We start from the raw sequence: 24,508 nt of genomic DNA, 5'->3' as shown, positions 1-24,508 counted from the left end.
ATTTCATGGCTCATATTGGCCAGAAACTGGCTTTTTTCCTTGCTGGCACTCTCACGTTTTCGCTGCTGTACAAACGCGTAAATTGTCAGAAAGAGCAGTACGTTGATCACGCCACCAGCCAACAAAATCAGATTGGGCAAGGCATTGTGAACATTCTGGTCAAAGTCCGGGGTACTTTCAAACCGGGCGGTCCAGGTTCGTCCCGACAACTCGATGGGGACGATCACAGCATGGGTGTGATCAAATGGTTGAGCTCGCGGCGGCGTATTGTCAGCACCCAAGGCGGAGTCATAAATCAAAGATTCCGGCACCTGGTTTTCGGTGTCATACAACTGAAAGTTCAAGGGTATCTTTTCATTGCCCAACACGTTCCGCATTAAATCAGAAGCAATGAAGGGGCTGTACACAAAGCCTCGAATGGCCTGCCGGCGTGAATTAACGGAACTTAGATCCACACCTTTGGTGTACACAGGCAAATAAATCAGAAAGCCTGCCGCCGGGTGGCTTTCGTCTCCCTGCTTTAGCTGCACCAAACCCGATACAGTGGGCTGTCCGGTGTCCATGGCACGGCGCATCGCTTCGCGCCGCGTGGGCTCGGAAAACATGTCATACCCAAACGCACGCTGGTTACGTTCGTCAAAAGGTTCAATCAAGGTGATCGGGAAATACACCTCGCGCTCACCAGCGGGCGTCACCGAGTAGTCGGGGAATCCCTCAGCGCGAACACGGTTTTCATAGTGCTGTAACGCTTCTGGCTCTACACGTTCTGCGAAAGCAAAACCCTGCACCCCGGGCAACTCGCGCTGCAGGTCAAGCGAGGCGACGTAAACGCGCCAATGTTCCCGATTCACAGTAGTGTGAGCGTCAAAAAAAGCCACGCCGCCGCGCAACATTTGTTCGTATTGGTGTATCCGGCTCTGAATGCGCTCTTGGGCGTCGCGAACCTCAAATGAAAATCTGTCGTTGGCCCGTTTTTCAATGGCCTGGCTGGACAATACCCAACCAAGGGCGGTGATGACGATAGAAAGCACCAACACCAACCATGCTGTGACCTCGTTGTGAAACAGATCCGCAAAGTTTTTCTTGTTGACTTCCGTGTGCAGACTAATGGGGTTTGGCATAAATTGCTTACAGTTCAGCGAATGGCGCTGGAAATACATGCCACGCTGCATGCGGTTTTAGTATGCACGTAAACGCCCAAAACTGTGATCAAAAATTGACCATTTGCCACGCATCCAACACATGAAGGGTTACCCGATCGCGTTCTGAAAACATGTTTAACAATTCAAGGGACCTTGGAAGGTCATCCAGCAACTTGGGCATGGGTTTTAAGGCAACCGGGTCACCCTCTTTAATGAGGGGCTGTGTGAAGTCATCCCAGTGAATCAGGTACACATGCTTTGCTTGTGTACGCACGACCATTTCCTGCCAGTAGTTCTCAATGTAGGCGTCGCTTAACTTACCCAAACCACCCATGCCCAAAAACACATGCTTCACAGAAACACCTTTGTTTTGACCTTCGACATAACCGGCACTGGGCTGAATCAGGGCGAATGGCCCAGACCCCAAGCTGGGATGGGACACCACAAAGGAATAGCTGATTCCTTCCTTAAACTGCAAGGCATGGGCAGGAAGATAAACGGGTTTGCTGTTGAACCCACCCGTGAAACCTGTGGGCGCATGGGCAGACTGAATTAACTGAATGTCGAACTCGCCCAGTTTCACGCGGCCGCCACCCGGCACCACTTCCATTTGCGTGTTGGGCAAGTCTTGCCCTTTGGCTATTTGCAGGGTCGATTCTGAACCCACCACCCGCGCGCCGTATTGTTTGGCCAGAAACGGTGCATCCATGGAATGGTCGTAATGCGAATGCGCCACCAGGATGCCACTCAGCACACTGGGCATGTTCAGGCGCTTGAACATTTCCGTGGCCACCGCACCCACCTGAGTTTCATTCACTTTCAAACGGGTGAAAGCAACCTCGGACAAAGGTTGACGCGAGAAAAACCCGTCCACCAGCCAGGTGCTTTGTCCATCGGTCCATGCCATGGACGATGTTCCCAAAAACAGGGTTCGCACACCGGTGGCAGGGTTTTGTTTCAATGGGTCTGGAAATTGAACTGCGGGGTATGAGTTCACCAAGAAAACCAGTGCACCAAGCCCCAACAGGACAAATGCGAACAAGGCAAACAAAGTGAAACGCACAATGCGCATGGCATACCCCAACAAAAAAGCCACCCGGCCTTGGGTGGCTTTTTATTGTATTGAAAAACCCAGAGGTTTACTTGCTTACCAAGGCGGCCAAGTGGGCTTCTTCAACAGACATTGCTACTTTGCCTGCATGACCGTCCAGAATCTGGGCGCTCTTGCGCGTGTCAAAGTACTTGTCGTAATGGAAAATGTAGTCTTTGTCGGCCAATGGCAGGTGGCAACCACGGCAGGTGGCGTAATCCACTTTGGCTGGTTGGCCATTTGCCTCAAACGCGGCATACACCCAATCGCCAGTCTTCATGCCCTCTGGTGCAGTACTGCCCCAGTTGTTACCCTTGTACATGACGAACACTTTTTCCAGACCAGTCTTGGTCATTTTGTCGCCGGTTTTGCTGGCTTTGTAAATTTCCATCACGCTAACAGTGCCGTTGGCAAAGGCTTCGCCTTTCTTGGCTGCGGCACCGGTGGGGTTGATGTAAATGTCACGAATGTGACCGGTGGGCTTTTCGATTCCGGCCAGGAATACAGGCCATGATTTGTAATCGGTGGGCTGGGCCAGTTCACCGTCTTTCGGGGCCGGGCCAAACATACCACCAGCAGCACAACCTGCCAATACAACAGCTGCGGAAGCAGCAAGCATCAATTTCTTCATTTTTTCCCCTTTTTTATTTGCGCAACAGTCGTTACCAGTCTAAACATAGCGCCAACCCTTGTTCTACGCAACTGTTGTGTCTAGCCATGAATAGATGCAAGGGTTTACCCTTATTCCCCCCCTCCATTTTGACCAACGAATTTTAGTAAGGCCTATTCCCACTGTTTATTAACAAATTGCATTGAGAATCAAATCCTTAACCTAGATACATCCCCCTTGTGGTGGAAAAAATTTAACAATCAACCGATTGAGACCCATGCTCAATCCAATGGAGCACAGCACATGAACCGATTCCAGTCTTTCGCAAAGGCCAGCTTGGCCACTTTCATTCTGACCACAGGCAGCGCCGTGTTTGCAGGCACCGCCAATGATGTATTGCCTGAAATCAAAGCGATTGCCGCCAAACCCGAGGTGATTGCCGCTGTGAAGGCCCAAAACGGAAAAGGGCTGACGCTGGACGCCATCAAGACAATGGACGGCAAATGGATTGCCGCATCGGGCGGTTTGCCAGAGGGCAAAGCCATGATGGAAAGCCCGGTATCAAAAGTGCTGCTGGCGGCTGAAAAAGCGAAGCCCTATTTCACTGAGACCATTTTGACCGACAACCAGGGTGCCAACGTGGCCATCAGCGCCATGACTTCAGACTACTGGCAAGGCGATGAGCCCAAGTTCGTGAAGGCGTGGGCCGACGGCAAAGGCGATGACTACATTGCCCGTGCAAAAAAGGATGAAAGCTCTGGCGCAGTGGTTTCGCAAGTGTCCGTACCTGTGATGGATGGCGGCAAAGCGATTGGTACGTTAACTATCGGCGTGAATGTTCAAGCCCTTCCATGAGCAAGTAACTATGTCTTCCACCTTTATGAACAAAATCATCAATACCAGCCTGAATGTTCGGCTGGGTATTGTCATGGGCATACCCATTGCGGCCTTGCTCGCATTGAGTGTGTTTGCTGTTTATCAAATTCATGCCTTGAACCAGTTCAATCAGGAAAACACGGAAAAGCAGGTTTCTCTGTTGACCCAGGTGTCTAACCTGGGCAGTAAATCCGCGCTGCTGGCGCGCGAAGCCCGCAACGTGATTCTTGCCGATGAGCAAGAGCGGTTTGATTTGGCCAAATCACGCATGTTGGCGCTGGATGCCGAGATCGATTTGCTGGGCCAAAGCATGCTGGCCAGCGCGCCCGCGGGTGAAACACGTGGGCTGATCGAAACCATCAACACCGACAACTCAGCTTTGCACAAGGTATACCAGAAGGTCATAGAACAATCCGAGTTAGGCGAAGTACAGGCAGCAACCCTGGTCTTACTGGGCGAAGGCGATCCGCTGGAGCAGCAAATTGACAACGCCATGAATGCCTTGAACTCGAGTGTGAAAAGCACCATGGAAGCCGCGGTAGCCCAAGGCGATTCTGTGTTCCAGAACGCGCTGGTGACCATTGGCATTGTGTGTGTGGCCATTGTGCTGTTGTGCGGCATTACAGTGGGTATGGTGGCGGCCTCGCTGCGCAAGCAAATTGGTGGTGAACCCGCCAAGGCGCTGAATGTGGTGGTGACCATGGCGCAAGGCAACCTGACTCAATCCGTTCCGAAATGCGAAAGCGGCTCGCTGATGGACGGCATGCAGCAACTGCAGGTACGTTTGCGGGAAATCATCAACCAAGTATCGCAAGCCTGCGGTACTTTTAAAACCGCCTCCAGTGAATTGGTGAATGTGGCATCGGGTTTGTCGGGTTCTGCAGAAAAACAGGCCGACAGCTCCAATGCCACAGCGGTCAGCGTAGAGCAGATGAGCGCCAGCGCCAAGTCCATTTCGGACTACGCGCACAAAACCGAAGTGCAGGCCAAGTTATCGGCCGATACGGCGAAAAGTGGCATGGCCTTGATGCAAACCCTGCAAGGCAAAATGAACGATATGGCGGGTCAAATGCAAACCACCACCCAGGAAATTGCGGGGCTTGTGGAACGCTCTGACCGAATCAACGGCATTGTGTCCGTCATTCAGGGCATTGCCCAGCAGACCAACCTTCTCGCCTTGAATGCCGCAATCGAAGCGGCCCGCGCTGGTGAGCAAGGCCGTGGCTTTGCAGTGGTGGCCGATGAAGTGCGCACCCTTGCGCAAAATACTGCTACTGCCACGGATGAAATTCGCACCTTGATCGGTGAAATTTGCACCTACTCCGAGCGCTCCAATAAATCGGTGGAGCAGGTAGGCGAGCACATGAGCGAAAACATGCAATATGCCGACAAGCTCATGGGTGGTCTTCAGGAAATTGTTCAACACTTCGAGCAGTCCGTTGAATATGCGCTGGCTGTGGCCAACTCGACCAAGGAACAGGAAGCTGCAAGCATGGACATTTCCGAGCGGGTCAGCGATATTTCTGCCTTGTCCGAACAATTGAAAATGGCGAGCATGCAGCTTGAGGGCCAGTCCCGTCAGGTGGAAAGCATGTCAGAGGACCTGCAGCGGGCGGTGTCTTACTTCAAAACCTGAAGTGCTGCACCTCAGTGTGACAACTTGGTGAATCGTCACACTGAAGACCGCTTCGGAAACCAAAATTCAGTTTGGCGGGTATTACAGGTTGATGTTGTTCAATCTGGATGCCCGCCATGTCGTTTTCACCCGCTTTGCTCCCCAGCGTTCGCCGACGCAATCTGCTTAAAACATTCCTTTACGGTGCCAGTGCCAGCGCGCTGCCGTGGATGGCGGGCTGCGGCAGTTCAGACAACCCTTTGGGCTCAACCGGGGGTCGCGTGGGCGCCTCTGAAACAAACAGGTTTGGTGGAACGGCACTGAGCAACAACCAGTTTCGCTTCCGTAATATCGGCCCACTGGGCGAACCCGATGCCAACGGCGTGCGCACCGCGGCTGGCTTTTCGACTCGCGTGGTCGCCATCAATAGTCTGCCGCCCGCACCGGGCGCGACCCCCTGGCATATCTTCAATGATGGCGGCGGCGTGGTGCCGCGCGAAGATGGCGGCTGGATTTACTGCTCCAACAGTGAAGTACCCGGCGTTGGCACCCTTGGTTTTCAGGTTCCTCAATTGGCTCCCATCACCAATCCGCTAGAGGCACTGGTGCCCGGCCTGGGTGGTGCAAGCGCGTTGGTGTTTGGCCCGGACGGTACGATTGAAGACAGCTACCGCATATTACGCAACACCACATTTAACTGCGCAGGCGTAATAACACCCTGGAAAACCTGGCTCAGCTGTGAGGAAATTCCGACAGGCCTGGTGTGGGAATGCGATCCATTCGGTATCCAAGCTGCACGCCCACTTCCAGCATTGGGCATGTTCAGCCATGAAGCCGTGGCCATCGACAGCGAACGCCGCGTGTTTTACATGACCGAAGACATGCCCGATGGCCGGTTCTACCGCTGGGTGCCCACTGCGGGCGACTGGCCGGCGGGTGCAGAACGCGCCAACATGAATCAGGGTTTGCTACAGGTGTTGAAAGTGGAAGGGGATGTAGCCGACGCGTTGAACGGCCCCGTGCGCTACAGCTGGGTGAATGCAGCCAACCCCAACGCACCCCAAATGGACAACCGATTGCCTGAAACTGCTGCGTTTGACGGTGGTGAAGGTGTTTGGTACCAAAACGACCGCGTATTTTTCGCCACGAAAGGCGATGATCGGCTTTGGATGTTGAATACCACTGCCCAAACCATCGAAGTGGTCTACGACATGGCCACCGCCACAGCCCCCAACAATATTTTGTCTGGCGTGGACAATATCACCATGACGCCATTTGGCGAAGTACTGGTGGCCGAAGACGGCGGTGACATGCAAGTAGTTGTGGTGTACCCCGACGGCGTGCTGGTACCCCTGTTGCAAATTGTGGGGCAAGACCAATCCGAAATCGCAGGCATTGCCTTCAGCCCTGATGGCAAGCGCATGTACTTCACCAGCGACCGGGGAGGCCCCAACCTGCAAGGCGGTTATGGCCTTGGTTTGGGCATGCTCTACGAACTGATGATTCCCGACACCCTGCCCAACGCATAACAAACACACTCAAAACACTTTCAGGAATACCGCCATGTCAGGTCCACGCCGCAAACGCAGTCGAATTCAAAAACGCCCTGGCATTACACGCCGCTTCTTTTTGAAAGGTTTGGGACTGGGCACAGCCGGAGTGGGTGGGCTAAGCCTGCTGCAAGGTTGTGGCAGTGACAACAACAACGGCCTGACCGATGGCCGCACCACACCGAATGAAGAAACCTCCACGCAGAATGTGCAGTTCTTGCACAGTGTGGCCAGTGGCGACCCTGCATTCGACAGCGTGGTGCTGTGGACCCGAATCACACCGGAGAACACAGACCGCACCATTGCTGGCCGCGTGGATGTGTTCAAAGACGAAGCATTGACCATGTTTGTGAAGTCCACGGACTTTCAAACCTCCTCGGCACAAGACTTCACCGTGAAACTGATTTGCGACGGTCTTGAACAGGACACGGTGTATTTCTACCAATTCCGCAGCAACGGCAAAACCAGCCCGGTTGGCCGCACCCGCACCACGCCCGCAGCAGGCAACAAACGACCCTTGAATTTTGGTGTGGTTAGTTGCTCCAGCCTGGCGCATGGCTTTTTCAATGCCTATGCCAAACTGGCCGAGCGCGACGACATCGACGCCATCATTCACCTGGGCGACTACATTTACGAATACGGCACCGGCCAGTACGGCAATGTGCGCGAGTACGAACCGGCGACAGAAATAATCACGCTGTCCGACTACCGCACCCGCCACGCGCAATACAAGCGCGATGAAGACCTGCAGAAGCTGCACCAGCGCTTCCCGTTCATCACGATTTGGGATGACCACGAGTCCACCAACAACTCCTACCGCGACGGCGCTGAAAACCACACCGAGGGTGCGGAAGGCGTGTGGGAAGAACGCAAGGGATTTGCCCAGCGCGCCTACGACGAGTGGATGCCGATTCGCCTGCCGGAGCCCGGCAACCGCGCGAAAATTTTCCGCCGCGTGCAGTTTGGCGACATGGTGGACCTGTTCTTGCTCGACACCCGCCTGTTTGACCGCGACATTGAGGCTGCAACACCCGTAAACCCCACCGACGGCGTGGCCAGCCAACCCGACCGCACCATGATTGGTGAAGAGCAGTACAACTTTTTGATCAACGGCATGCGTGCATCGCAAGCCCAGTGGAAGCTGATTGGCAACCAGGTTGTGTTTCACCAGTGGATCATCAAGCCCGGTTTGAATAATCCCGCACCGGCGCAATTGGGCGAGCTGCTTGCGCCATCGGGTCTGAATGGCGACGCTTGGGACGGCTACAGCGCCGAGCGCCAGCGCATCATCAATGCCCTGCGGGGTGACGATGGCGGCGAAGCCATCAACAACGTGGTGATTCTGACCGGCGACGTGCACACCAGCTGGGTAGCTGACATCACCGACAACCCCAACCAGCCTGTCGATGTGGTGGGCGGCTACAACCCAATCACCGGGCAAGGCAGCGTGGCCACCGAGTTTGTGGTGACTTCGGTGACCTCACCCGGCCTGGATCTGCCCAACCAGATCATTCAGGCCATTCGCCTGACCAGCCCGCACATCAAGCACGTGAACGTGACGGAACGCGGTTACAGCGTGCTGCGTGTAGCCGAGGACAAAACCACTTGTGAATACTGGGCAGTCAGCACCATTCTTGAGCGCGGCGGCTCCGAAACTTTGTCCGCCGCTTTTGAGGTGGCCGATGGTGCCAACCGAATCACCCCACAAGGAATTTACCCCGTGGACGTGGTCACCGGCCTGTTGGGTGTTTAAGGGTTTCTGGGGTAAGATCCGGGCTGTTTGATTGAACAGCCCCCAAAGCTACAACGCCCCGGATCCCCAAAGTGCCATTGTCCAAAATTCTTCCCGCTCCCATCATCGGTGTACTCACCGTCACCTTGATGAGCCTGTGCATCACCTTCTGGTTCATCGTGATGTTTCCCTTCATCATGCTGCGCCTTGTGCCGGTGTACCGTGTGCAACGCGTGGCATCCAATTGCTGCGTGCAAATTGCCACTTGGTGGGTGGGCTCGGACAAGCAACTGTACAAACTGCTGCATGGCCAGCAAGGGCAGGTTGAAATTCATGGCAAGTTCAAACCGCACAGCAGTTATCTGGTTGTCAGCAACCACACGGCTTGGGCCGACATTGTGGTGTTGTTCGATGTGCTTCACGGCCACGCACCTTTTGGCCGGTTTTTCCTGAAAAAAGAACTGATTTGGGTTCCCATTGTGGGCGTGGTGTGTTGGGCCATGGACTTTCCCTTCATGAAACGCCACAGTCGCGCCGCCATTGCGCGCAACCCTGTGCTGGCCAGCCAGGACCTGGAAACCACCCGCAAAGCCTGCGAGGTTTACAAGGAAAGCCCGGTCACCGTGATCAACTTTCTGGAAGGTACCCGCTTTACCACTGCCAAAAAGGCCAAAACCAAATCACCCTACACCAACCTGCTGGGCCCGAAGTACGGCGGCCTGTCTGCCTCGCTCAACGCCATGGGCGAACAATTTGAAGGCATGGTCAATGTCACCATTGCGTATGGACCAAGCCAAGGCAACATCACCTGGAGCTGGCTGTGTGGCAAACAACCCAATATGCAGGTACACATTGAAATTTTGCCCATTCCTGCCGACATGATTGCGGGCGACTTCCGCAACGACCTTGAATTCAAAAATCGATTCAAGACCTGGATTGGTGACATCTGGACCCTGAAAGACAAACGCCTGGCAGAAATGCGGCGCAAGGCCGGGCACCCATCACCGTGAACCACACCAGCCCCGCTTGACAGGTTTGCTAAACTACACAAATCGCAGTTACTCGAAGTGATCTACCCAATGCACACCCGCTGGTTCCAACACATGCTGATCGCGCTGGCCGTTTTGGTCACGCATTGGGCAGGTCTTGCCCACAGCATTGAGCATCGGGACACGCTGCAGGCCGAATTGCTGCACGGCCACGTGCACCATCACAACGAGCATGCTGCTGCCAGCGATTTGCTGCATTCCTGCCTGTTGTTCGATGGTCTGGCCACTGCACAGGCTGCAGTGTCCAATCCACCCAGCGGCTGTGCACTGCCCATTCTTGCCCAACTGGGCATTCAAATCAGTGCAGTTACAGCGCCACGCAATACCCTGTTCACGCAACGCGTTCGAGTGCGCGACCCACCCCGTTTTTCCTGAAGCAAACAACCCCATTTAATTTTTGTGTCGCAGCTCTTGTCCTTGTGTATTCAACACAAGGCAGGGCAGCGGCGTGCTGTACTTCAGGAAATGAACATGAACCAATCTCAATTTCAGCGCCGTGCAGTTGCACTGGCCAGCTTGCTTTTTATTGCGCAAACCCAGGCCCTGGCCCAAAACGCCTTGCCTAAATCTGTGCTCGAGTCCGTGGTGGTCACAGGCACGGCCGAGCAGCCCGAATCCATCACCAAACCCTTTTCAATCATCACAGCCGATGAGCTGAATGCCAACGGTGCGAGCACTGTGGGCGAGGCACTGCGCTATCAACCCGGTGTGTCGGCCACTGGTTTTGGTCCCAACTCAAGCCGCCCGATCGTGCGCGGCCAAGACGCGGATCGGATCAAGATTCTGCGCAATTCAGCCGCCACGGTGGATGTATCTGCACTGAGCTTCGACCACGCCTTGCCAGTCGATCCTTTTGCATTGCACCAGGTTGAAATTCTTCGGGGTCCCGCGGCGCTGGCTTACGGTGGCAATGCGGTAGGCGGTGTCGTCAACCTGATCGACCAGCGAATTGCGCGCAAACCTGTGCAAGGCCTTCAGGGCGAAGTCAATTTGCTGGGTGGAGGCGCAGCCGACCAAACAGCAGGCGGCTTCAAACTCGATGCCGGCTTGGGGCAGGGCGTCAGCATTCGCCTCGATGGCTTCAAACGGACCACGCGCGACCTTGAAACCCCCACCTTCACCGACCCTGAAGGCGTCACCGGAAGCCGGGTACAAAACTCGTCCTCAAAATCCGATGGCGCTGCAATCGGCGCGTCGTTTCAAACCGGCAATGGTTACATTGGCGTGTCCGCAGAACGTTACAACAACGAATACGGTGTGCCGAAATCGCTGGATGTACGCATTGGCATGGAAAGTGAACGCTACGCACTGGAAGGCGAGCAAAATTTCAACGGTGCAGCGTTCAAGCAAGTGAAATACCGCTTGGCCAAAACCGATTACCAACACCAGGAATTTGAAGACGGCGCACCGGCTACCCTGTTTGTAAATGATGGTGTCGACGGCCGCGTGGAAGTTGCTTTGCAGCCATTTTCAATGGCCGGCATGAACATCAATACCAGCACCGGCCTGCAGTTTGAGCGAACCGACTTCTCGGCGATCGGCGATGAAGCCTTTGTGCCCAGCACCAGCACCGATCAAACCGGCGTATTCACAATTTTCCGCGCCAGCCGCGGACAAGAAAACAGTGGCGTGTTCGAGTTTGGCTTGCGTGGTGACCAAGTCGACGTGAATGCTGCCACCAGTGGTTTGTCGCCCTTGAATGGCCCTGTCGCAGGTGCCGGTGTCGACGCTGGCCCCGCCATCAACCGTTCTTTCACACCCAGTTCAGTGTCGCTGGGCTACACCGCACCCATCGGCAATGGCTGGTCACTGGGTGGTTCGTTGTCTCGCGTTGAGCGCGCACCCTCCAGCTTCGAGTTGTACGCCGACGGCGTGCACGTGGCCACCGATGCCTATGAAAAAGGCAATCCGAATTTGCAGGAAGAACGTGGCCGCCACGTTGAAGTGACCAGCACTTGGGCGCAAGGAGAATCCAAATTCAATGCCACTGCGTTTGCAAGCCGGTACAGCAATTACATCGCCTTGATTGGCCGCACAGGGGCCGATGCCGAATTTATCGAAGCGCCGGGCGAGCCACCCATTCAAGTGTTCGACTTCACCGCTGTGCCCGCGGAATTTCAGGGCATCGAGCTGGGCTATCAAACCGCCTACGCCATAGGAGCAGGCCGATTGCAACCCAGCATTCAATACGACCTTGTTCGCGGCAAACGCACCGATGGAGGCGGCAACCTGCCTCGCATCAGCCCGCAACGTGTGGTGGCCAGCGCGGCTTACACACAAAGCGGCTGGACTGTTACACCAGAGCTGATTTGGGTCAGTGACAGCAAAGCCGGTGCGGGCGATGTTGAAGTAGAGGGTTATGAGCTGGTGAACTTGCGCATCGGCAAGGCATTCACTTGGGGCAATACAGGTGGAGAAGTATTTGCCAACCTGCAAAACCTGACGGATGAGTTGGCATTTTCAGCCACCACGCTGGACACCGTGCGCGGTTACACGCCACTGGGTGGGCGTTCCGCGCTGGTGGGTGTGAAACTGGCTTTCTAAAGCGAGTTTAATTATTCAATGTTTGTGATCACCACCGCCATGGCTGTGGTGGTCACCTGCGGCATTCTGGCCTGCCACCGCCTTCACCGGCATTTCAATTTTGCTGCCATCGGCTTTTTCAAATTGCAGGCTCAATTCAATTTCCTGACCTGCCTCTACCGGTGCAGTCAAGGCCATCAACATCACATGGTAGCCACCCGGCTTTAATTCCAACGGTTCACCTGCCTTCATTTCAATGCGCTCGGCCATGCGCATGCGCATGATGTCGCCATCCATTTTCATTTCATGCACTTCAGCAATTTCAGCCGCAGGCGTGGCCACGCCCACCAAAGCCAAGGGCTCCTCGCTGGTAATGGTCAAGTAGGCACCGGTGGCATCTTGTTCACCCACGGTGGGGCGCACCCAGGCGTTCTGAACCGAAATACCGTTCTGAACCTGTGCGGGAGTTGAGGCTTGCTCCACCGCAACAGGCGCATCGTGAGAGTGGCCCGACTCTGCACCATGGTCATGATGCTCAGAACAGGCTGCCAAAGCCACTGCGGCAGACAAGGCCGCCAGTTGAATCATTTTCTTCACTTCAAACTCCCAAACACTTTTTTAAGCACGGCGCTACCCGCCGCAACCGGATTGGCCCGAATCGCTTTCTCTTCCTCGGCCACCATCAAAAACAACGCATCAAGCGCTTTGTTGGTGACATAACCTTCCAAATTGGCGTCTTCCGCCTTCACCAAGCCAAAGCGACTGCCCTTCTCGGCCAATGCATTGTATTGCTGAGCCAAGCCCACCTGCGCGGTTTTGCCCTTCACAATCGGCAAAAGCTGGGCGTACAAATCAGCCTGGGATTTGCTTCTGAAAAAGTCGGTCACAGCAGTATCACCGCCACTCAGTACCTGTTTGGCGTCTTCAACCGTCATGTTCTGAATCGTCTTTTTCAGCACGGCTTTGGCTTGCGGTACCGCTGCTTCCGCCGCGCGGTTCATGCTGATTTCCATTTGGTCGAGCTGGTCACCCATGCCCACCATTTTCAGCAACCCCTTGCTGTTTTCCAGGTACTCCGGCAACTTGATTCTCACCGCGGGGTTACCCAGAAAACCATCGGCCTTACCCAAACTGCCCACCGCAGCATCAGCTCCCTTGCTAAGCGTAGTGCGCAAGGCCGTTACCGCCTCTTTGCTGGTGATGCCGCTTAAATCTGCGGCCACCACCGTACCCGTAAAAACCACGGGGAACAAAGTCACAAACAAAGCAAATATGGAACGCATCGAACGGATCATCTAGGCCTCCCAGCCAGGGGTGTTCAAGAATCGAGCAAACGTGCCTTACGCTCGGCGCGAATAAAAATATCAACTGCCTGACCTTTGTTTTTGGCGCCCAGCCGCAAGAATATTTCCTTGATGTGCCCCCGCACCGTGTCCGGACTGATGTCCATTTCACGCGCCACTTCCTTGGCCGACAAGCCTTCAGCAGTTTTGCGCATAATTTCCACCTGCTTCCAGGTCAAGGGTTTGTCCGATCCCGGGGCATAAATGTTGGAATGGTATTCATTGGCCGCCTTCTCCACGCCTTTGGGCACCTCGTCCAGCACACCTGCCTCTATCAGCAGGTTTTGAAGGGCACGAAGCAGTTCGGGGTAAGTACTGGCTTTGTTCACATAAAAATAGCCCGCGCGCTCGGCCTCACGCGCCAGGTTTTTGTCCAGCACACCCGAACAAATCAATTTTGGGCATTGGGGAAACAGCACCGCGAAGGTGTTGATGGTGTTCACACCTTTGGAGTCGGGAAGATCCAGATCGGCGATGACCAGGTCTGGTTGAACCTGAATCGCTCTGGCTTTTTCCATGCTTTCCACCACGATGATTTCGCTGTGGTTGACCAGCTGGTCAATCATGTCAGCCAACATAATGGAAATCATCGGGTGATCTTCAGCGATCAAAATCGTGGGTTTGTCCGTCAGCGAACCCATGTCTGCATGCCCTGTTTTTTCTTTTGTCATCAGGGCATTGTACTGCGAAAATTTAGAGCCGTGCCTGCGGGTTTGCCTGTGCCATCAGCCGTTCACGGCTTCCCTGTATGGCGGCCTGAATTTTTGGCACCAGTTTCTGAGCCACCTTTTCGCCCTCCAGCAAAAACTCGTGTCGCTGGTCTAGGTTCAATGCATCGGCATGCTGAACGCTGGGTTGTATCACCACATCGGCGCGGGCCAGCTCGGCACGAATGGCTTGCTGGCTCAGAATATTGATACTTTGATCCAGCAGCCCCCACCATCCCATCGCACCAGCTCCAGTGCGTGGTTTGGCAGAAATATCCACAGCAATCACCACATCGGCACCCATTTCCCGGGCAGTCAAAACCGGTACCGGACTTACCAAACCACCATCCACAAACTGGCGTTTTCCAATTCGAGTGGGCAAAAACACATTCGGAATGCTGCACGAGGCACGCACCGCCTGCCCCGCGTTTCCATAGTTGAACGCCACTTTCTCACCACTTTCAAGGTCGGTGGCCACCGCTGCAAAACGTATTGGAAACTGGTGAATGGCTTTGTTCTTCACCTGTGTATTCACATACTGCTGCAGTTTGTCGCCAATCAAAAAACCCTGGCTGCTCAAAGTCAGGTCGCGAATGTCGGCCTCCTGCATGCCCAAAGCCACGCTTTGCAATGTGTAGGCATTCATGCCGCTGGCATACAAAGCGCCCACAAAGCTGCCTGCACTGGTGCCCACCACAATGCTGGGCTTAATACCATGGTTTTCCAGCACCTTGATCACACCCACATGGGCAAAGCCTTTCACGCCACCACCACCCAATACCAAGGCAATCACTGGCTCGCGGGTTTTCGGGGCAACCGGGTCTTGAGCCTGGGCGGCCGGTACTGGTTCAGGCGACGGCGCCACGGGCGGTGCAACCGTTGCACAAGCTGACAGCATCAAGGCCAACATAGACGCCAATAAAATGCCAAAAGGCTTGTTTTTCATACACATTTTTCAAAAACATATTAAGAACAGGATGCTACCGCAGTGCAGCATACTTGGGTTGACAGAATGCACTAACGGCGAATCGACCCGCAGGTTTACGATGAACTTCACCGCAACCCCCTGGTCCTAGAAAGGGCCGTGTAAGTTCAATAACGGCCTAATAGGGCAAACAACAGAAGGTGGAGACAAGATGAACCGGGCAATCATACCGATTGCAACTGCTGTTGACTTTGCGCAACAACAACGCGGAAAACCCAAAGGTCGGCAAGCTGCTGCACTCGACATGTCAGAAGTGCTGGCCATTCTGGGCCCCGGTGCACACCGCCGAGACCTGCTCATTGAATACCTCCATCAGTTACAAGACCACTTGGGCTGTCTGCCCAAAACCCACCTGTCCGCACTCGCTGAGTGCCTGAAACTGTCTCAAACCGAAGTATTCGAAGTTGCCACTTTTTATCACCACTTCGATGTGGTCGAGTCAAAGAACGCGGTGAACCACACTTTAACCGTGCGCGTTTGTAATGGCCCTTCTTGCTGCATGGCTGGTGCGGAAGAACTGATCGAAAAATTGCCAACACTCCTGGGCAGCACCGTGCGGGTTCAAGCTGTGCCCTGCATTGGTCGTTGCGAACAAGCCCCGGCTGTGGCTGTGGGTCAGCATGAAATGGGCTGGGCCAATCACCACCAAATCATGGAAGCGGCGTTTGGGCAGCATACCAAGGCCTTGCCACCGCACTGCGCGAGCGAACCCCAATACAAAGCCACTGGGGGTTATCAGCTTTTGCAAGCGTGTGTATCGGGGCAACGCACAGTTGAGTCGGTCATAGACACGCTGTCCAGTTCCGGTCTCCGGGGTTTGGGTGGCGCAGGTTTTCCGGCGGGGAAAAAGTGGGCCATTGTGCGCGAGCAAACTGCGCCCCGTTTAATGGCGGTGAACATCGACGAAGGCGAACCTGGCACCTTCAAGGACCGCACCTACCTTGAACGCAACCCGCACCAGTTTCTGGAAGGCATGTTGATCGCCGCATGGGCCGTGCAAGCCAGCGCAATCTACATTTATCTGCGCGACGAGTACCACGCCTGCCGGTCCATGCTGCAAAACGAACTGGCCCTGCTCAAAGCCAAACCGCCAATGCCCAATATGCCCGTGATCGAACTTCGTCGTGGTGCAGGGGCCTACATTTGCGGTGAAGAATCGGCCATGCTGGAATCGATTGAAGGCAAACGGGGGCTGCCCCGGCTGCGCCCACCGTATGTGGCCCAAGTGGGTTTGTTCAACAAACCCACCCTGGTTCACAACTTTGAAACCCTGTACTGGGTTCCAGTCATTCTTGAAAAGGGCGCACAGTGGTTCGCTTCGCAAGGTCGACACGGGCGTAGCGGATTCAGATCTTTTTCTGTGTCAGGCCGGGTTAACAAACCCGGTATTCACCTGGCGCCTGCGGGCATTACCCTGAATGAACTGATTTCAGAGTACTGCGGCGGCATGCAGACTGGCCACACGCTTTATGGCTATTTGCCGGGCGGTGCATCAGGCGGAATATTGCCCGCAGTGCTGGCCGATGTACCACTCGATTTCGACACGCTGCAGTCCCACGGCTGCTTCATTGGTTCTGCCGCCATTGTGGTCTTCTCACAAGCCGACAGCGCCGTGAATATGGCCCGCAATCTGATGCGTTTTTTCGTGCATGAAAGTTGCGGCCAATGCACCCCCTGCCGCACTGGCACGGCCAAAGCCCTGGCCTTGATTAATCAGCCCCAATGGAATGTGCTACTGCTACAAGAACTGTCCGCAGTGATGCGCGATGCCTCCATTTGTGGCTTGGGCCAGGCCGCCCCCAACCCGATCGACTGCGTCATTCGCTATTTCCCGCAAGAACTGGAATCCCGGCCAAAAGGCAAACAACCATGAACGCCTCGCAAATGATCCGCCTTCAGTTAAATGGCCAAACCGTTGAAGCGCTGCCCGGTGAAACACTGCTGCAAGTGGCGCAGCGCGAAAACATCGATGTGCCCCACCTTTGCTACAAAACTGGGCTTGAACCCGCGGGCAACTGCCGCGCCTGTGTGGTCGAAGTGGAGGGCGAACGCACTTTGGCTGCATCCTGTTGCAGGCAGGCCGCACATGGCATGGTGGTCCACACCGATTCAGGCAAGGCCATCGCCGCGCAGAAAATGGTGCTGGAACTGTTGCTGGCCGACATGCCCGATCACGCAAACCCCACGCCCTTAAAAACCGACAACGAGTTGACCCGTTGGTGTCAGCAAATGGGCATTGAAGGCACCCGATTCGAAGCGCGGGCAGCCGTGCCTGCTGACCTGTCCCACCCAGCCATTGCGGTGAACATGGACCATTGCATTCAGTGCACCCGCTGCGTGCGCGCCTGTCGGGAGGTGCAGGTTAACGATGTCATTGGCCTGGCTTTTCGCGGTGAACACGCTGCAATTGTGTTTGATCAAGGTGACGCTTTGGCCCAATCCACCTGCGTGGCCTGTGGCGAATGCGTGCAGGCCTGCCCCACAGGTGCGCTGAGCCCGGCCAAACCTGCGGCACACCAGCCCGCGGATAAAACAGTGGATTCCATTTGCCCTTATTGTGGTGTGGGCTGTCAGCTCACTTATCACGTGAAGGACAACACCATTTTGCGTGTTGAAGGTCGACTAGGACCAGCCAACCACGGGCGCCTGTGTGTGAAAGGGCGTTATGGCTTTGACTACGTTCACCATGAACAACGCTTGACTCAACCACTGATTCGCCGTGACGGTGTTGCCAAGAACCCAGTCAATCTGCTGAATCCTGAAGAGGTGAACCACGCGTTTCGCACCGCCACGTGGGACGAGGCCTTGGCGTTGGTTGCGAAGAAACTAAACCACATCAAACACGCTCACGGTTCACACGCGCTGGCGGGTTTTGGTTCTGCCAAATGCAGCAATGAAGAAGCCTATCTGTTTCAAAAGCTGGTGCGTACAGGCTTCGGTACCAACAATGTCGACCACTGCACACGCCTTTGCCATGCCTCGTCGGTGGCCGCCTTGCTGGAGGGTATTGGGTCCGGCGCAGTGTCCAATCCGGTGATGGATGTCCAGCAGGCCGAGGTGATCTTCGTAATTGGCGCCAACCCCACCGTCAATCACCCCGTGGGCGCCACCTGGATTAAAAACGCGGTTAAAAACGGCACCAAACTGATTGTGGCTGACCCCAGGCGTTCAGACCTGGCCCGGCATGCCACCCATTTTCTGCAATTCAAAGCCGACAGCGACGTGGCACTGCTCAATGCCTTGCTGCACGTCATCATCAAAGAAAACCTGATTAATCAGGAATTCATCGATCAACGCACAGAAGGCTTTGACGAGCTGAAGGCGAATGTAGCGGCCTGCACGCCCGAAGCCATGTCACCTATCTGCGGCATTTCACCCACCGAATTGCGCGCAGTGGCCCGCCTGTATGCCGGCGCCAGCGCATCGATCATTTTGTGGGGTATGGGTATTTCCCAGCACACCCACGGCACCGACAATGCACGTTGCCTTATTTCACTGGCGCTGATTACCGGGCAAATTGGTCGACCTGGCACGGGCTTGCACCCCCTGCGCGGTCAAAACAATGTGCAAGGTGCCTCAGACGCCGGGCTAATCCCGATGATGTTTCCAGACTACCAAAAGGTGTGCAATCCCGAGGCGCAACAACGGTTCGAATCCCTTTGGAACTCCTCACTTTCCAACACACCCGGGCTGACCGTGGTCGAAACCATGCAAGCCATTACCGCTGGCACGGTGAAAGGCATGTACATTCTGGGCGAAAACCCCGCCATGTCCGACCCCGATTTAAACCATGCCCGCAAAGCCTTGGCTGCGCTCGATTTTCTGGTGGTGCAAGACATCTTCCTCACAGAAACAGCAAGCCTTGCCGATGTTGTTTTGCCCGCCAGCGCCTTTCCCGAAAAAACCGGCACCTTCACCAACACCGATCGACTGGTGCAGCTTGGGCAACAAGCCATTGACCCGCCAGGGCAAGCACGTCAAGACCTGTGGATTATTCAAAGCATTGCACAGGGACTTGGACTGGACTGGCACTACCGCAGTGTAGAAGAAGTATTTGATGAAATGCGCCACGCCATGCACAGCATTGAGGGCATCACTTGGCAACGCCTGGAACGCGAACATGCGGTGGTGTACCCCTGCGCCCATGAAGGGGACCCTGGCCAGCCTGTGGTATTTACCGAGCACTTCCCGACACCCAGCGGAAAAGCCCGACTGGTGCCCGCGCAATTCCGTCCAGCCGCCGAAACACCCGACACCGAATTTCCATTCGTATTGATCACCGGGCGACAGCTGGAACATTGGCACACCGGCAGCATGACGCGCCGTGCCAGCGTACTGGATGCCATTGAAGTTGAACCCACTGCATCGCTTCACCCCAACGATCTAAAGGCCTTGAACATTGAGGCGGGCGGCACCATTCGACTCCAATCCCGTCGCGGTGAAGTGCAACTGTTTGCGCGAGCCGATGCAGGTACACCAGTGGGACACGTGTTTGTACCTTTTTGTTATGCCGAGGCCGCGATCAACAAACTGACGCACGCAGCGCTCGACCCCGACGGCAAAATTCCAGAGTTCAAATACTGCGCTATTGCGGTGCACAAAAAATAGGGAAAACCCTGGCTTTGTCAAACTTTAATGAATAAAGTGACACAGAACAGGTGATACCTCTTTGCCCGCTTTTGGACAAATTCACAGTTTGTGACATGTTTAAGGTCAAAGAAAAATCGAAATGCACCCGAACCGTGCGTTCTGGAGACCTGTCGTGGCCTTGCAAATTACTGTCTCACCCAACTTGATAACGCCTGCGCTTGACCGCGGGATCAAGAACAACATTGCCCGCAAATCGGGCAATAAACACGTGCATGGTGACACTTACAAACAGCGCACCACCTGGAAAAAAGTATGTGACTTTGTGGGCTCAACGCGCGCCGTTAACGTTGTCGGCAAAGCGCATTTTGAATCCAAACAATACTCCGAAGCCGCCATTTTGCGCAAAGACTACCAAGCCACGCAAAAATCGGAGGTGCTGGGCCGCGATCTGACCGACAAGGAATACGACGACGAGGTGTGGAATTCCACCGGCGTTCAAAGCCGCTTGATGCGTGAAGACTATATTCGCTACAGCCCGAACTACTACAGCAAGGAAAACGGCACCACCTCACGCAACCTGTGGGCTCGCCGATTCTCCAAACTAAGCCATTGTTTGCATGGTTTGTGTGAAATGAATGCAGCACCCACGGGTATGACCTATAACGTGATGCGTAATGCCGGTACAAGTGGTGTTGATGAGAAAAGTACCAAAAACAAAATTCTCATGTTCGGTTTGCTGGGTTTTATTGGTGTAGCCACTACTGAATTGTTGACCGCAATACGTGGCCTTTCCAGCAACAGTGCCACTTTCCTGGGTCAAGGTATTCTGGGTTTGCTGGTCGCATTCCCGGTGGCTTCCTCTGCCTTGGGGTTCTTGGGGTTTTGTGCAGGGCTGGCCAGCCAAATTGCGGTTCAAAAACACAAAGTAAATCCGAAACAAAAAGAAGATTTGTCAAAAGACGTCAGCGAGAATCTCCAAAAAATACTGTCGCAACTCAAATCCATCAAAGACAAACCCGAGCTGATTCAAGTCATGGCCAAAGCCATGCAGGGCAAGCACCATGTGCTGAAGAAAATCGGGCCAGGCAGTGTGGATGCTCAAGGTATTCCCACTATTCTAAATTCCTCTCTCGCAGCAATCGACCCTGTTAAGAGCGACATGGAAAACATGCAGGCGCTCAGAAATGCTTTGGGGCAATACATGCAGGTGGAAAAGCCAAGCGCTGAATCTGCAACCCTGTGGGCGCGCTACCGTTATGCCAAAGCAATAACCACCAAAGAAAGCCATTACGTCGCGCTGGCCAGCACCGTTGACCACATGGAAATTGCAAACCCCCACGCAAAAGCGATGAAAGACGCGCGCCGACAAACCGAAGAAATTGCAGCACCTGCCTTACACAATTTCGTGCTTAGAACACTGGCTTATCCAGCAACTTTGCTTGATCGCGTGGCCAACACCCAAATAGCGCCCACCTTGCGAAAATGGGCCAGCGAAAGCTACCAAAAAGAACAGATCAAGAAAATGAGTGATCCCGACCGAGCCTCAAAGAACTGTTTCAAAGGCGAGTACATGGCCAAAAATATTCACCAATATGGTCCCGTAACCCGTGCATGCATCAAAATTGCTGAAGGCATGCGTTTGTTCAACATGAATGTGGTCTTGGCTTCGAACGCCAACCTGTCACGAATATTCAACAACATTGCGCTTCTGGCCCACAACGCAGTCGGCACCAGCCCGGCCTCACGTTCCATGTGCAACAGTCTTGGGCGTTTCTTTGGGGGCGCTGTACTGGCGATCATCTTCGGCACTTTCATTCCGATAGCGGCCGACGCAACAGGAGGCCCGTCAACCGTCAGCACCAACGGGAATTTTCCGGTGAATTTTTCCATGACCAACATTGGTATATTGATGTTCTTGTTGTCTGCACCCACGTTGCTGGTTCAAGGGCTTGCACACGTCGCAGCGCGTGTAGAAGGCTGGAATGGCAACATCGCCAAAACCGTTCCAAACGGCGTTCCTGCATTTCAATTTTCGCGCTGAACTTTCACGCCAACAACGGGTTTGGCAAGCACCATTCAAGTCTGCAATAATCAGTTTGTCGTCATAGCCACTTCACAGGTCCTATGAAAACAAACACCCACGATTTAGTCGATGCCCAAAGGGTGCCCAAGCCCATTGCCAGTCTTTTACACAGCGCTGGCATACACATCAATGGCGCCGAACCCCACGACATTCAAATACTCGATGAACGCTTGTTCAACGCAGTACTCAGCCATGGCTCTCTAGGCCTGGGCGAGGCCTACATGAACGGATGGTGGACAGTCGAGCGGCTCGATGAAATGATGTTTCGCCTGATGGGCAACAACGCGGATGAACACACCAAAGCCTGGACCAAAATGCAATGGTTGATGTTGGCTTTGCGTGAGAAGGTCATCAACCTGCAAGCACCTACTCGCGCCTTTCAAGTGGGCGAACACCATTACGACACAGGCAACGATTTGTTCGAAGCCATGCTTGATCCGCTGATGATTTATTCCTGCGGATACTGGGAAAGTGCCAATAATCTGGAACAGGCCCAGCTTCACAAACTCGATATGATTTGCCAAAAGTTGCAGTTGCAGCCTGGCGAAAAACTATTGGACATCGGTTGCGGCTGGGGTGGACTGGCCTGGTATGCGGCAAGCCATTTTGATGTGCAAGTGCTGGGCATCACCGTGTCGGCCCAGCAGCAACAATACGCCCGTGCGCGTTGTACCGGTTTGCCTGTAGAAATTGAATTGATTGATTACCGCAACCTGCAAGGGCAGTTCGACAAAGTGGTGTCTGTGGGTATGTTTGAACATGTGGGTTTGAAAAACTACCCGGCCTATTTTGATGCGGTACATCGGCTGTTAAAACCCGATGGGCTGTTTTTATTGCACACCATTGGTGGTTTTAACAAAACCGAGGCTACCGATCCCTGGATCGACAGATACATTTTCCCGAACGGAAAAATTCCTTCACCCAGCGAAATAACTGAGCACATTGACGGCAAACTGGTGCTTGAAGACTGGCACAACTTTGGCTCCGATTACGATAAAACTTTGATGGCCTGGCATGCCAATGTTGAAAAAGCCTGGCCTGCACTCAAAGCAAATTACGACGAACGCTTTCACCGCATGTGGACGTATTACCTGATGACCTGCGCGGCCTACTTCCGTGCCCGAAAGGGCATGCTGTGGCAACTGGTTCTCAGTCACCGCGAGTACCCACAGGTTTACCGAAGCAAACGACCCCGGTTCTGAATTCATTCGATTTATTACACACACGTAATAATTGACTCATCTCTTTCATTTCCATATATTACGCATACGTAATAGTTGGAATCTACATGGATCGTCGTCTTTTCTTCATGCTCAACCGGGCACGCGCAGTGCTTTATCGCCACGCGGACAGTGGTGTTGAACAGGCCATTGGGGTGCCCGCCGCGCAAGTCAGTTTGCTGTTTGCACTGGATAAATTTCCACAAGCTTCCATGCAAGAACTTGGTGAAGTACTTGGCTTAAATAGCTCTGCCATGACAGGTCTGGTACAGCGCATGAAAGTTGCCAAGCTGATTGAACGGGTGGTTTCACACGAAGACGCCCGCGTGGCTCATCTGCGAATGACCAACAAAGGCAGGGACAAGATGATTGCAGCCAAACCCCTGTTGGCCAAGCTGAACAAACAATTGGTCGAAGGTTTTAGCGTAGACGAAATCAACACCGTGCTTAAATTTTTGAACACTGTACACACACGTTTCTCGCAACCCAAAGGAGACATTGAATGAACGCCATGCGCCTGGCCCAAACACTGGCCAGCAATCCTTTTTTCCAGTTTGCAAAACTGGGCACTGTGAACAAAAACTCCGAGGAACATCTTCGACTGGGTTTCGATTCTTTCTTGAAAAATCATATTGGTACGTTGCATGCTGGTGCCTTGTTCACAGTGGCACAAGCCGATGCACACTCAAACCTGGTGCATGCCCTTGAGCAACACAACCCCGGTTGGAAAGTTGCTACCTACACCAGCCAGATTTTTTATAAACGACCCGCCAAAGGACCCGTGTGGGTCAACACTACTGCACCCACCCTGGATTGGGAAAAAAGAGTTGCGCACACGGTCAGCACTTTGAACAGTGAGACAGATGAACCAGTGGCCGAACTTCATATTGAGTTCAGGCTGATCCAAGGAGAACTGTAATGCTGAACGCACTACTCACCTTGATCATGCGGCCTTTGGTCAAAATGCAAATGGGTGGAAAAGTACCTTTTGCCAAAGCCTGCGGCGTGCTTTTAAACAGCATGGGCAACGGCGTTGCTCATTGTGAAATGCCGCAAAAACCCGAGTTGCTCGACAGCACAGGCCATGTTGCCGACGGCGCACTATTCACCCTGGCAGAGACATGCTCCGGCGCAGCCATGGCTGGTGGTTTTGCCTCTGTCATTCTGAGTGTTCGACCTGTCGCCGCCCAAGTGGAATTTGAAGTGCTTCGGCCAGCATCTGGTCTTGTGCATGCCCAAGCCAAAGTTGCTCAAGCCATTTCACCGTTGAAGCAAACACTTCGAACAGCCGGAAAAATCAATTTTCCGGTTGAGGTCGAGGTCAGTGATGCAAGCGGGCAAACCGTAGCCCAAATGCGTGTTATCTGGAATTTGAAGAAAAATTAAACCAGCC

The 24,508-nt window shown here is 54.1% G+C and carries 21 protein-coding genes; 14 read left to right on the top strand and 7 right to left on the bottom strand.

Features of this window, described 5'->3' with window-relative positions; translation table 11 throughout:
- From B4N58_RS14885 to B4N58_RS14875, 3 genes are all read right to left on the bottom strand, one after another.
- On the bottom strand, positions 1–1,121 hold a 1,121-nt coding region (locus B4N58_RS14885; RefSeq protein WP_291750545.1), incomplete at its 3' end, for a CHASE domain-containing protein.
- 88 nt (positions 1,122–1,209) lie between these two features.
- On the bottom strand, positions 1,210–2,214 hold the full coding sequence (locus B4N58_RS14880) for an MBL fold metallo-hydrolase (protein WP_156799461.1): 1,005 nt from the start codon (positions 2,212–2,214) through the stop codon (positions 1,210–1,212).
- 67 nt (positions 2,215–2,281) lie between these two features.
- Entirely contained in the window at positions 2,282–2,863 is a 582-nt protein-coding gene (locus tag B4N58_RS14875; RefSeq protein ID WP_008246976.1) for a cytochrome P460 family protein, read from the bottom strand.
- Between the two features lie 282 nt (positions 2,864–3,145).
- On the opposite strand from B4N58_RS14875, the gene B4N58_RS14870 reads away from it, so the two are divergent.
- The 7 genes from B4N58_RS14870 to B4N58_RS14840 all read left to right on the top strand — a co-directional run bounded on the left by B4N58_RS14870 (position 3,146) and on the right by B4N58_RS14840 (position 12,208).
- Entirely contained in the window at positions 3,146–3,697 is a 552-nt protein-coding gene (locus B4N58_RS14870; protein WP_040511992.1) for a hypothetical protein, read from the top strand.
- Between the two features lie 10 nt (positions 3,698–3,707).
- Complete coding sequence (locus B4N58_RS14865; protein WP_040511994.1) at positions 3,708–5,354, top strand: methyl-accepting chemotaxis protein; 1,647 nt, start codon at positions 3,708–3,710, stop codon at positions 5,352–5,354.
- Positions 5,355–5,470: 116 nt separating this feature from the next.
- Positions 5,471–6,862, top strand: a complete 1,392-nt coding sequence (locus tag B4N58_RS14860) for an alkaline phosphatase PhoX (RefSeq protein ID WP_291750544.1) — start codon at positions 5,471–5,473, stop codon at positions 6,860–6,862.
- Positions 6,863–6,896: 34 nt separating this feature from the next.
- On the top strand, positions 6,897–8,636 hold the full coding sequence (locus B4N58_RS14855; RefSeq protein WP_291750543.1) for an alkaline phosphatase D family protein: 1,740 nt from the start codon (positions 6,897–6,899) through the stop codon (positions 8,634–8,636).
- Between the two features lie 71 nt (positions 8,637–8,707).
- A complete protein-coding gene (locus B4N58_RS14850; protein ID WP_291750542.1) occupies positions 8,708–9,625 on the top strand; it encodes an acetyltransferase in 918 nt (305 codons plus the stop codon).
- Between the two features lie 57 nt (positions 9,626–9,682).
- On the top strand, positions 9,683–10,039 hold the full coding sequence (locus B4N58_RS14845; RefSeq protein ID WP_291750541.1) for a hypothetical protein: 357 nt from the start codon (positions 9,683–9,685) through the stop codon (positions 10,037–10,039).
- Between the two features lie 96 nt (positions 10,040–10,135).
- The gene (locus tag B4N58_RS14840) at positions 10,136–12,208 is read left to right on the top strand and encodes a TonB-dependent receptor (protein WP_291750540.1); all 2,073 of its coding nucleotides are present in this window, start codon (positions 10,136–10,138) and stop codon (positions 12,206–12,208) included.
- A 15-nt stretch (positions 12,209–12,223) separates the two neighbouring features.
- On the opposite strand, the gene B4N58_RS14835 is transcribed toward B4N58_RS14840, so the two are convergent.
- From B4N58_RS14835 to B4N58_RS14820, 4 genes are read right to left on the bottom strand one after another with little or no spacing between them, the layout of a single operon-like run.
- Positions 12,224–12,775: a copper chaperone PCu(A)C gene (locus B4N58_RS14835; protein ID WP_008246989.1), complete on the bottom strand. Its 552-nt coding sequence runs from the start codon at positions 12,773–12,775 to the stop codon at positions 12,224–12,226.
- A gap of 5 nt (positions 12,776–12,780) precedes the next feature.
- Entirely contained in the window at positions 12,781–13,482 is a 702-nt protein-coding gene (locus tag B4N58_RS14830) for a DUF4197 domain-containing protein (protein ID WP_198006760.1), read from the bottom strand.
- A gap of 23 nt (positions 13,483–13,505) precedes the next feature.
- Positions 13,506–14,201: a response regulator transcription factor gene (locus tag B4N58_RS14825; RefSeq protein ID WP_008246993.1), complete on the bottom strand. Its 696-nt coding sequence runs from the start codon at positions 14,199–14,201 to the stop codon at positions 13,506–13,508.
- 22 nt (positions 14,202–14,223) lie between these two features.
- The gene (locus B4N58_RS14820) at positions 14,224–15,183 is read right to left on the bottom strand and encodes a patatin-like phospholipase family protein (RefSeq protein WP_008247001.1); all 960 of its coding nucleotides are present in this window, start codon (positions 15,181–15,183) and stop codon (positions 14,224–14,226) included.
- A 190-nt stretch (positions 15,184–15,373) separates the two neighbouring features.
- Between B4N58_RS14820 and B4N58_RS14815 the strand changes: the two genes are divergently transcribed.
- From B4N58_RS14815 to B4N58_RS14785, 7 genes are all read left to right on the top strand, one after another.
- The gene (locus B4N58_RS14815; RefSeq protein ID WP_291750539.1) at positions 15,374–17,095 is read left to right on the top strand and encodes an NAD(P)H-dependent oxidoreductase subunit E; all 1,722 of its coding nucleotides are present in this window, start codon (positions 15,374–15,376) and stop codon (positions 17,093–17,095) included.
- A complete protein-coding gene (gene fdhF, locus B4N58_RS14810; RefSeq protein ID WP_291750538.1) occupies positions 17,092–19,830 on the top strand; it encodes a formate dehydrogenase subunit alpha in 2,739 nt (912 codons plus the stop codon). The genes B4N58_RS14815 and fdhF overlap by 4 nt, the downstream gene beginning before the upstream one ends.
- Positions 19,831–19,984: 154 nt before the next feature.
- Positions 19,985–21,853 (top strand): hypothetical protein, encoded by a 1,869-nt coding sequence (locus tag B4N58_RS14805; RefSeq protein WP_291750537.1) that lies wholly within the window; start codon positions 19,985–19,987, stop codon positions 21,851–21,853.
- An 83-nt stretch (positions 21,854–21,936) separates the two neighbouring features.
- Positions 21,937–23,097 carry a cyclopropane fatty acyl phospholipid synthase gene (cfa, locus tag B4N58_RS14800; protein WP_291750536.1) on the top strand — a complete coding sequence of 387 codons (1,161 nt, stop codon included), beginning with the start codon at positions 21,937–21,939 and terminating at the stop codon, positions 23,095–23,097.
- A gap of 86 nt (positions 23,098–23,183) precedes the next feature.
- Positions 23,184–23,621, top strand: coding sequence for a MarR family winged helix-turn-helix transcriptional regulator (locus B4N58_RS14795; RefSeq protein ID WP_291750535.1), 438 nt, complete (start codon positions 23,184–23,186; stop codon positions 23,619–23,621).
- The gene (locus tag B4N58_RS14790; RefSeq protein WP_291750534.1) at positions 23,618–24,034 is read left to right on the top strand and encodes a PaaI family thioesterase; all 417 of its coding nucleotides are present in this window, start codon (positions 23,618–23,620) and stop codon (positions 24,032–24,034) included. Before B4N58_RS14795 ends, B4N58_RS14790 begins: the two co-directional genes overlap by 4 nt.
- Positions 24,034–24,501: a PaaI family thioesterase gene (locus tag B4N58_RS14785; protein WP_291750533.1), complete on the top strand. Its 468-nt coding sequence runs from the start codon at positions 24,034–24,036 to the stop codon at positions 24,499–24,501. Before B4N58_RS14790 ends, B4N58_RS14785 begins: the two co-directional genes overlap by 1 nt.
- The last annotated feature ends 7 nt before the right edge of the window (positions 24,502–24,508 follow it).

It is taken from the genome of Limnobacter sp. UBA3528 (assembly GCF_002377005.1).
Taxonomy (GTDB): Bacteria; Pseudomonadota; Gammaproteobacteria; order Burkholderiales; family Burkholderiaceae_B; genus Limnobacter.
The sequence above is the reverse complement of the archived record's forward strand: the minus strand, read 5'-3'. Positions and strand labels throughout refer to the sequence as shown.